Genomic DNA, 8,522 nt, shown 5'->3' with positions numbered 1-8,522 from the left:
GACAAGGGGAGCCCGCCTCTCGGCGGGCTCCCCTTGTCCACGCTCCGGAAGCCGCCCGCGTCAGGAGACGTCGATGACGGCCTTCCCCCTGGTCCGCCCGGACTGGCTGAGCCGCCACGCCTCGGCGGCCTCGGCCAGCGGCACCGCCCGGTCGACGCCGACCGTCAGCTTCCCGGCATCGGCCAGGTCCGCCAGGGCCGCGAGGTCGGCCGGGTCGGGCCTCACGAACAGGTAGTGGCCGCCCTTGGCCATCACCCCGGCGTCGACGACCGACAGCACCCGCGAGGAGTCCCTGAGCACCTGCTGCGAGACGTCGATCGACTCGCCGCCGACGAAGTCGAAGGCCGCGTCCACCCCGCCGGGCGCCAGTTCGCGCACCCGGTCGGCCAGCCCCTCGCCGTAGGTGACCGGCTCGGCGCCCAGCTCCCGCAGGAAGTCGTGGTTGCGCTCGCCGGCGGTGCCGACGACCCGCGCGCCCCACGCGGTCGCGATCTGCACCGCCAGCGAGCCGACGCCGCCGGCCGCCGCGTGGACCAGCACCGTGTCGCCCTCGCCCACGCCCAGCCGCCTCAGCGACTGGTACGCGGTGAGCCCGGCCAGCGGCAGCCCCGCCGCCTGCCGCCAGCTCAGCGCGGCGGGCTTGCGGGCCAGGGTGCGCACGGGGGCGGCGACCAGCTCGGCGTAGGTGCCGTTCTGCGCCCAGTCCTTGCGGACGTACCCGATCACCTCGTCACCGGGGGCGAACTCCCTGGCGTCCGGGCCGGTGCTCTCCACCACGCCCGCCACGTCCCAGCCGGGCACCAGCGGGAAGTGGGCGTCGAGGACCGGGTCGAGGTGGCCCGCCCCGACCTTCCAGTCCACCGGGTTCACCCCGGCCGCCCTCACCCGCACCAGGACGGCGTCGGGCCCCACCCTGGGATCGGGAAGCTCGGTCAGGGTCAGGTCGTCGGGTCCGCCGTACTCGTTCAGAACGATTGCCTTCATACCCCGCACGACTTCCCCGCCCGGGAAGATCATTCCCCCGCCCGCCCGACTGGCGCGCGAACGGCGGCACCGCGCCGCCCGCGACCCGCTATCTGCGCCGCACCAGGTACATCCCGGACAGCAGACCGATCACACCGGGAATCAGCAGCGCCACCCACAAGGGCATGGTGACGACGGGGACCAGCAGCCTGATCTCGGTCTGCTCGGTGTTCTGGAAGACGAAGACCGAGGTGGCGGCCAGCAGTAGCAGGACCAGCACCCTGCCCGGGGTCAGGAAGCCGCGCGCGGCCCCGTCGCCCGTTCTCCTGTGTGTGCTCATGGCACCACCATGGGCGCGGGAGCCGCCACCCGCCCGCCGGGGCCGTCCCTACGGAGCGCTCCCCTCCCCCCTACGGGCGACGGCGACCGCCACGGCCGCCGCGTAGCCCTCGGGCGCGGCCACGTCGGTGAGCTCCCAGCCGGGGACCGCGGCGGGGGCGGCGAGACTGCCGACGTAGGTGGTGTCCGGGCTCTCGCCCAGACCGGTGCCGGTGCCCTTGAGGTACGCCTCCTTCCTCGTCCAGCAGCGGGCGAAGGCGGTCGGGCGGTCGGCCGGCGCCAGCCTGCCGATCTCGGCGCGCTCGCGCGGATGGAGGGCGGAGACGGTCTGGGCGACCACGGCCGCCGTGGGATGCGCCTCCACATCGGCGCCGACGGGCGCGTCACCGAGGGCGATCAGCACCACGTCGCCGGCGTGCGACAGCGAGAAGTGCACCGGATTGCCGGGCACGGCCGGGCGGCCGTGCGGCCCGCCGCACAGCGGACACGGCTCGCGGGTGAGGGGGACGGCTGCGGGCTCGGTGCCCAGGACCGCGGCCAGCTCCAGACGCAGGGCCGTGTGGGCGACCCGGTAGCGGTCGCGGTCGGCCTCGCGGACGAACGCCGCGCAGCGGGCGCGCTCCTCCTCCGACAGCACCGCGCCGTCGGTCGCGCCGGCCGCGTGCTCGGACACGCGCAACAAGTGCAGTTTCAACCCGCCTCCTTGGGTGTCGCGCCGCCCGTCAGGGGCGTCTGACGCAGGTGTAGGCGCCGAAGAGGCGCCCCTCGTACTCCGCCTCCACTATCTCGAACCCGGCCGTCTCCAGCATCGGTTCCAGCAGCCAGCGGAAGGTGCTGTACTCGGTGCGCAGGTGTTCGGCGTAGTCCTGTCGGGTGTAGCCGAGCGCGGGATCGCCGGCCGCGCCCGCCATCCACGCCTCCAGGACCTCCCCGGCCTCGTGCGGCCGGAAGTCGAAGACAAGGTCGCGCAGCCGGAGCACACCGCCGGGCCGCAGCACGCGGGCGATGCGGTCCAGTGCCAGCGTCTTGAAGAAGTCGGGCAGTTGGTGGAGGGCGTGCCGGGTGTGCACGGCGTCGGCGGGCCGCCCGGTGTGCTCGTAGGAGAGGAAACCGGCCCGGACGCACTCCAGGTTCGCCGCCCCCTCCCGTCCGGCCCGTGCCCGCAGGTGCTCCTGCATCGCGGGCGAGACGTCCACGGCCACCACCCGGGTGAACTCACCGGCCGCCGCCAGCGCGAACCGCCCGGTCCCGGCGCCCAGGTCGACCACGGTGGCGTCACTCCCCACGCCGTGGCGGCGCAGCGCGCCGATGTCCGGCGCCGGGTCGGGGTACCCCTGTTTGCGGTCGAAGCCCGCCACGAAGGCCGGGTCCAGATGCTCGGGACCGGCGTGGGCGAGTTCGTCGATCATCCAGGGCTCGGCGGCTGTCACGGGCCGATCCTGGCACACGGGGCTCACGGTCCGCCCGGGGTTTTCACCGCGTCCCGCCGGGTGCGTGGCGGGCGGCGCGCTCGGCGAGGACACGGGACGGCTGATGGCGTGGGCGGTGGCGCGGTGCGTGGAGTCGGCGCTGTGAGCCGCGGGCCGGTGGGAGCAGGCGCCGCTCAGACCAGGGCGGGCTCCCGGAGCGTGAGGGTGCGGGTGTCGGCGTCCAGGGTGGCACGGACCCCCAGCGGCACGGTCAGGGTCGCCGGGCCGTGTCCGAAACCCATCTCCTCCACCACCGGCACCCCCAGCGGGGCGAGCCGGTCCAGCAGCACCTCGCGGACCCTCTCGTACGGGCCGCAGTCGTGCCAGGAGCCGAGCACCACGCCCGCCACGGCGTCCAGTTCGCCGGCGCGCAGCAGGTGGGTGAGGTAGCCGTCGAGGCGGTACGGCGGCTCGCCGACGTCCTCCAGCAGCAGGATGCCGCCGTCCGGGCGGGCGCGGTCCCGCCCGGGGGCACCGGTCTGTCCGGCCAGCAGCGACAGGCAGCCGCCGCAGGTGATCCCGGAGGCCCTGCCGGGCACCAGCGTGCGGGCGGTCGGGGAGGTGATCGCCGTGACCGTCTCCGGGGCGAGGAGGGTGGCGCGCAGGTGCTCCTGGGTGGGGCCGTCCTTGAGGAAGGAGACGGTGGCGGGCATCGGACCGTGCAGGGTGGCCAGATGCAGCCGGGACGCGAACGCCTCGTGCAGCACGGTCAGGTCGCTGTAGCCGACGAAGGGCTTGGGGCCGGCCGCGCGCATCGCGTCCCAGTCGGCCAGGTCCACCATCCGCTGGACGCCGTAGCCGCCGCGGGCGGCGAGGACGGCCGCGACGGACGGGTCGCACCAGGCGTCGGTCAGGTCGCGGGCGCGGTCGGCGTCGGTGCCGGCCAGGTGGTCCAGGCGCGGGTGGACGTCCAGGACGTGCGGCATGACCCGCGGGTCCAGGTCCCAGCCGCGCAGCACGTCCACCCCGGCGTCCAGCCGCTCGCGCTCCACCGGTCCGCTGGGCGCCACGATCGCCACCCGGTCGCCGGGGCGCAGCCGCGGGGGCCGGGCGGGGGCGGGACGAGGGGGACGCGTCACGTGGTGAGCTCCAGCCGGGGGACGTCCGGGCGGTCGAAGCCGAAGACCTGTGCGTACAGGGAGAGTTCGGCCTCCACGGCCCGGATGATGGTCTCCGCCCTGCGGAAGCCGTGGCCCTCGCCCTCGAAGGCGAGGTAGGCGTGGGGCACTCCGCGCCCGGCGACCTCGGCCAGGAAGCGGTCGCACTGGGCGGGCGGGCAGATGACGTCGTCCAGCCCCTGGAGCAGCAGGAAGGGGGCGGTGACGCGGTCGGCGTGGTGGACGGGCGAGCGGTCGCGGTAGCGCTCGGGGTGGTCCCCGGGGCGGCCGACGAGGGAGACCAGGTACCGCGACTCGAAGTCGTGCGTCTCGCCGGCCGCCCAGCCGGCCAGGTCCAGGACGGGGTAGCTGATGGCCCCGCAGGCGTACAGGCCCTCGGTCGGCGGCGAGGTGAGGGAGACGGCGGTGGTCCAGCCGCCGGCGCTGCCGCCGCGTATGGCGAGCCGGGCGGGATCGGCGGCGCCCTCGGCGGCCAGGGCCCGGGCGACGGCGGCGCAGTCCTCGACGTCGGCCACGCCCCATCTCTCCCGCAGCCGCTCGCGGTAGGCGCGGCCGTAGCCCGTCGAACCGCCGTAGTTCACCTGCGCCACGCCGATGCCGCGCGAGGTGAAGTAGGCGATCTCCAGGTCCAGCACGAGGGGCGCCCGTCCGGTGGGGCCGCCGTGGGCCCACACCACGTACGGCGGCGGTTCGCCCTCGGGTGCGGTGGTGGCGGGGTGGCGCGGGGGGTACAGGTGGGCGTGGATCTCGCGGCCGTCCGGGCCGCGGAAGACGCGTTCGGCGGGGTCGGGGTAGTACGCCGGGTCGACCAGGTCGGTGTGGGCGGAGCCGACGACCAGGGCGTGCCCGGTGCGGGTGTCCAGTTCCACGACCTCGTAGGCGCTGCGCGGGCTCGCGGCGACGCCGATGACGCGGGTGCCCGTGGCGGCCAGGGTCGGGGCCCACTCCGTCCACGGGCCGGGGGCGTCGGCCAGTTCGCCGGTGGCCGGGTCCAGGATGCCCAGGCGCAGGGAGCCGCGGCCGTGCAGGACGGCGACCGTGCCGTCCTCCAGCGGCTGGAACCACTGGTGGCCGATCTTCCACAGCGGCCCGCCGAACTCCTCCTCGCGCGGGCACAGCGCGCCGGACACGCCGGCGCCGGAGCCCGCCGCGTCGGCGTCCAGGCGGTACAGGTTCCACCAGCCGCTCGCGTCGCCGCTGTACAGCAGCGAGCCGTCCGCCGCCCAGCCGACCTGCGCCACCGACTCCCGCTCGCCGCCGGCGACGGCGCGGACGTTCTCGAAGGCGCCCCCGGCGGTGACGTCGGCGAGGCGGACGACCGTGCCGTCCCAGGGCATCCGGGGGTGGTCCCAGACCAGCCACGCCGCCCGTCCGCCGTCCGGGGAGAGGCGGGGGCCGGTGGTGAACCGGTCGGTGTCACCGGTCAGTTCGCGGACCCGGGAGCGGTCGGAGGCCGCCGAGCCGTCCAGGGGCACGGCCGCGATCACCCGGCGTACGTCGGTGGGCCGCTCGCCGGTGAACTCCTCCAGTACGCACCACACCTCGTCCCGGCCGGCCGGCACCACCGGGTCGGCCCAGCGCAGGCCCTCTCCGATCGCCGAGACGGGGGTGAGGGGACGCGGCCGGGCGTGGGGGGCGTCCGGTTCGAAGGCGTACATCCGCTGGTCGGCGTGGTGGACGAAGACGATCAGCGGTCCGCCGTCGGCGCGCGCGGTCCCGGTCCAGGGGCGTCCGCCGTACTCGATCACCCGGCTGCGGACGTTCCACGGCTCGGGCAGCACCGACTCGGCGGGGCCGAAGCCGTCCGGGCGCAGCCTCATCAGCGCCCGCCGGCCGCCCTCGGCGGGGCGCGGCTCGGTCCACCACACCTCCGCGCCGACGGTGCCCGCGGACTCGGGGTGGCCGTCGTGCGCGGCGACCAGGCGGGCGTCGATCGGGGACTCCCAGGTGCCGTACGGGGCGGTGGCGTACGTCATCGTGCGCGGCTCCTCGCGAACTCGGCGGGTGTTCCGGAAAAGGGTGCGGCCGGGGCGGCCCGGGGCCGCCCCGTGGCTCAGAGGGCGAACAGGGCGCGGTCCATGACCCGGACGCCGAAGTGGAGGGCGTCCACGGGGACACGCTCGTCGACGCCGTGGAACATCGCCTGGTAGTTCAGCCCCTCGGGCAGCCTCAGCGGGGTGAAGCCGTAGCCCACGATGCCCAGGTCCGCGAACTGCTTGGCGTCGGTGCCGCCGGTCATGCAGAACGGGATGACGTGGGCATCGGGGTCGAAGTGCTCCAGGGACTCGCGCAGCACGGCGAAGGTGCGCGAGTCGACCGGCGCCTGGAGGGCGGGGCCGCGGTGGTAGAACTCCCAGTCCACGTCCGGGCCGGTGAGCTCGTCCATGGTGGCGGTGAACTCCTCCTCGGTGCCGGGGAGCATCCGTCCGTCCACGTGCGCCTCCGCGGTGCCGGGGATGACGTTGATCTTGTAGCCGGCCTTGAGGCCGGTGGGGTTGGTGCTGTTGCGCACGGTGGCCTCGACCAGCTTGGCCGACGGGCCCAGCTTGGTCAGCAGGGCGTCCACGTCGAAGTCGGGGGCCTCGAAGTCGGGGGTGTCCAGCCCGTTGAGGCGGGACAGCTCGGTGAGGGCGGCGCGCACCGTCGTCGACAGCCGCACCGGCCAGTCGTGCTCGCCGATGCGGTGCACCGCGGCGGCCAGCCGGCTCACCGCGTTGGCGCGGTTGACCTTGGAACCGTGTCCGGCCCGGCCACTGGCGGTCAGTTCCATCCATGCGGTACCGCGCTCGCCCGCCGCGATCGGGTAGAGCTGCATGCCGCCGCCGGCGTGGAAGGTGTAGGCGCCGGACTCGCTTATCCCCTCGGTGCAGCCCTCGAACAGCTCCGGGTGCTCGCGGGCGAGGAAGTCGGCGCCGTACTGGCCGGTGTCCTCCTCGTCGGCGGTGAAGGCGAGGACGATGTCGCGGCGGGGGCGTACCCCGGCTCTGGCCCAGGCGCGGACGACCGCGAGGACCATCGCGTCGGCGTTCTTCATGTCGACCGCGCCGCGGCCCCAGACCACCCCGTCGCGGACCTCGCCGGAGAAGGGGTGGACGGCCCAGTCGGCGGGCTCGGCGGGCACCACGTCCAGGTGGCCGTGGACGAGCAGCGCGTCGGCGGACGGGTCGGTGCCCCCGATGCGGGCGACGACGTTGGTGCGGCCGCGGACCTTCTCCAGCATCACCGGTTCGATCCCGGCCTCGGACAGCTTCCCGGCGACGTACTCGGCGGCCCTGCGCTCGGTGCCGTCGCCGTTGCCGAGGTTGACGGAGTCGATGCGGATCAGCTCGGAGGTGAAGGCGACCGCCTCGTCGAGTGCCCGGTTGTCGATGCGCTCAGCCATACTGCTCCTCCACTGCGGCAGAGACGACGGTGGTGACCGCTTTGAAGGTGCGGATCCCCTCGTACATGGACGGCGATGTGTACGCCACCCGGCGCTCACCCGTCTGCTCCACGCCGGGCACGACGGTGGCCGCGCCGGCCAGGTGCTCGGCGTCGAACTCGATCTCGATCGCGCGGGGCCGGGGACGTGCGGGCTCGTGGCGCACCGCCAGCGCGGCCGCCTCCTTCGCCGCCGCGCGGATGTCGGCGGCGGTGCGGGCGGGGGTGCGGCAGACGGCGGCGTAGCGGGAGACGTGGTCCTTGACGGCGACGCCGCGCGCGTCGGGGGCGTAGCCGCGGGCGTCGGCACAGGTGCGGTCGTCGCCGGTGACCAGGACGACGGGGACGCCGTACTCGGCCGCCACCGCGGCGTTCAGGCGGCCCTCGCTCGCCCGCTCGCCGTCCAGCCACACGCCGGTGAGGGAGTTGGCGAGGTAGGTGTGGGCCAGGACCCCCTCGGCGCCGGCACCGGTGTGGTAGCCGACGAAGGCGACGCCGTCGACATCGCCGTGCTGGATGCCCTCGACCATGCTGAGCGCCTTGTGCCGGCCGGTGAGCATCTGGGCGCGGTCGTCCAGCTTCTCCAGCAGCAGGTTGCGCATGGTCCAGTGCGCCTCGTTGACCAGCACCTCGTCCGCGCCGCCGTCGAGGAACCCGGCGATCGCCGCGTTCACGTCGGAGGTGAACACCGGACGGCAGCGCTCCCACTGCGGGCTGCCCGGCAGGACGTCGGCGGGCCAGGTCACCCCCGTGGCGCCCTCCATGTCGGCGCTGATCAGGATTTTCGTCACGGAAGGCCACGTTACGCGCCGCCCGGGCGGCGTCAAAGACCCGGACGGCCGCCCGGGCCGGTGTCGCCGCCCGGCTTCGCGGTCTCAACCGGTGCGGCCCACCACCAGCCAGTTCGACGGGAGGTCCAGGCGTGAGCCGTCCGGTTCGAAGTCGGTCGTGGACAGCGGGAGCGAGCCGGCGGCGAGCACCCGCAGACCGGCCGCGATAAACGGTCCGGCGTGCTCCGCCCGCACCGCCGGCTCCCGCCCGGAGTCCTCCGGGGCGCCCGACATGTGAGGCAGGTCGGAGAGGCCGGGGGTGTCGAGGGGGCCGGGCAGTTCGGCGGGGTGGGCGGCGCCGGCCCCCTGGGCGAGGGCCGCGTCGGCCTCGGGGGCGGCCACCACCACGAAGGCGCGGCCGCGCTCCCCGACGATCGCGGCGA

At 75.1% G+C, this 8,522-nt stretch carries 8 protein-coding genes and 1 pseudogene; all 9 read right to left on the bottom strand.

Annotation, left to right across the window (positions count from 1 at the left end; genetic code table 11):
* Nucleotides 1-60: 60 nt before the first annotated feature.
* Nucleotides 61-984 carry an NADP-dependent oxidoreductase gene (locus AC2CJA_RS20445; protein WP_484604137.1) on the bottom strand — a complete coding sequence of 308 codons (924 nt, stop codon included), beginning with the start codon at nt 982-984 and terminating at the stop codon, nt 61-63.
* Nucleotides 985-1,072: 88 nt separating this feature from the next.
* Nucleotides 1,073-1,303 carry a LapA family protein gene (locus AC2CJA_RS20440; RefSeq protein ID WP_484604136.1) on the bottom strand — a complete coding sequence of 77 codons (231 nt, stop codon included), beginning with the start codon at nt 1,301-1,303 and terminating at the stop codon, nt 1,073-1,075.
* Between the two features lie 48 nt (nt 1,304-1,351).
* Entirely contained in the window at nt 1,352-1,996 is a 645-nt protein-coding gene (locus AC2CJA_RS20435; protein ID WP_484604135.1) for a 4'-phosphopantetheinyl transferase family protein, read from the bottom strand.
* 28 nt (nt 1,997-2,024) lie between these two features.
* Nucleotides 2,025-2,732 carry a class I SAM-dependent methyltransferase gene (locus AC2CJA_RS20430; RefSeq protein ID WP_484604134.1) on the bottom strand — a complete coding sequence of 236 codons (708 nt, stop codon included), beginning with the start codon at nt 2,730-2,732 and terminating at the stop codon, nt 2,025-2,027.
* 173 nt (nt 2,733-2,905) lie between these two features.
* Entirely contained in the window at nt 2,906-3,850 is a 945-nt protein-coding gene (locus tag AC2CJA_RS20425; protein ID WP_484604133.1) for a S66 peptidase family protein, read from the bottom strand.
* On the bottom strand, nt 3,847-5,865 hold the full coding sequence (locus AC2CJA_RS20420) for a S9 family peptidase (protein ID WP_484604132.1): 2,019 nt from the start codon (nt 5,863-5,865) through the stop codon (nt 3,847-3,849). Before AC2CJA_RS20420 ends, AC2CJA_RS20425 begins: the two co-directional genes overlap by 4 nt.
* Before the next feature lie 77 nt (nt 5,866-5,942).
* Nucleotides 5,943-7,271 carry a M20/M25/M40 family metallo-hydrolase gene (locus tag AC2CJA_RS20415; RefSeq protein WP_484604131.1) on the bottom strand — a complete coding sequence of 443 codons (1,329 nt, stop codon included), beginning with the start codon at nt 7,269-7,271 and terminating at the stop codon, nt 5,943-5,945.
* The gene (locus tag AC2CJA_RS20410; RefSeq protein ID WP_484604130.1) at nt 7,264-8,100 is read right to left on the bottom strand and encodes a M55 family metallopeptidase; all 837 of its coding nucleotides are present in this window, start codon (nt 8,098-8,100) and stop codon (nt 7,264-7,266) included. The genes AC2CJA_RS20415 and AC2CJA_RS20410 overlap by 8 nt, the downstream gene beginning before the upstream one ends.
* Nucleotides 8,101-8,184: 84 nt before the next feature.
* Nucleotides 8,185-8,522, bottom strand: a pseudogene (locus AC2CJA_RS20405) (hypothetical protein); the annotation flags it as partial.

Source organism: Streptomyces sp. ATLC9 (genome assembly GCF_057196705.1).
Note: the sequence above shows the minus strand (reverse complement) of the source record. Positions and strands in the feature narration are given on the sequence as shown.

Bases quoted from the DNA above. Each gene is read 5' to 3' on its own strand.
- AC2CJA_RS20440 (WP_484604136.1), bottom strand. From the start codon at position 1,303: ATGAGCACACACAGGAGAACGGGCGACGGGGCCGCGCGCGGCTTCCTG.
- AC2CJA_RS20445 (WP_484604137.1), bottom strand. From the start codon at position 984: ATGAAGGCAATCGTTCTGAACGAGTACGGCGGACCCGACGACCTGACC.
- AC2CJA_RS20415 (WP_484604131.1), bottom strand. From the start codon at position 7,271: ATGGCTGAGCGCATCGACAACCGGGCACTCGACGAGGCGGTCGCCTTC.
- AC2CJA_RS20420 (WP_484604132.1), bottom strand. From the start codon at position 5,865: ATGACGTACGCCACCGCCCCGTACGGCACCTGGGAGTCCCCGATCGAC.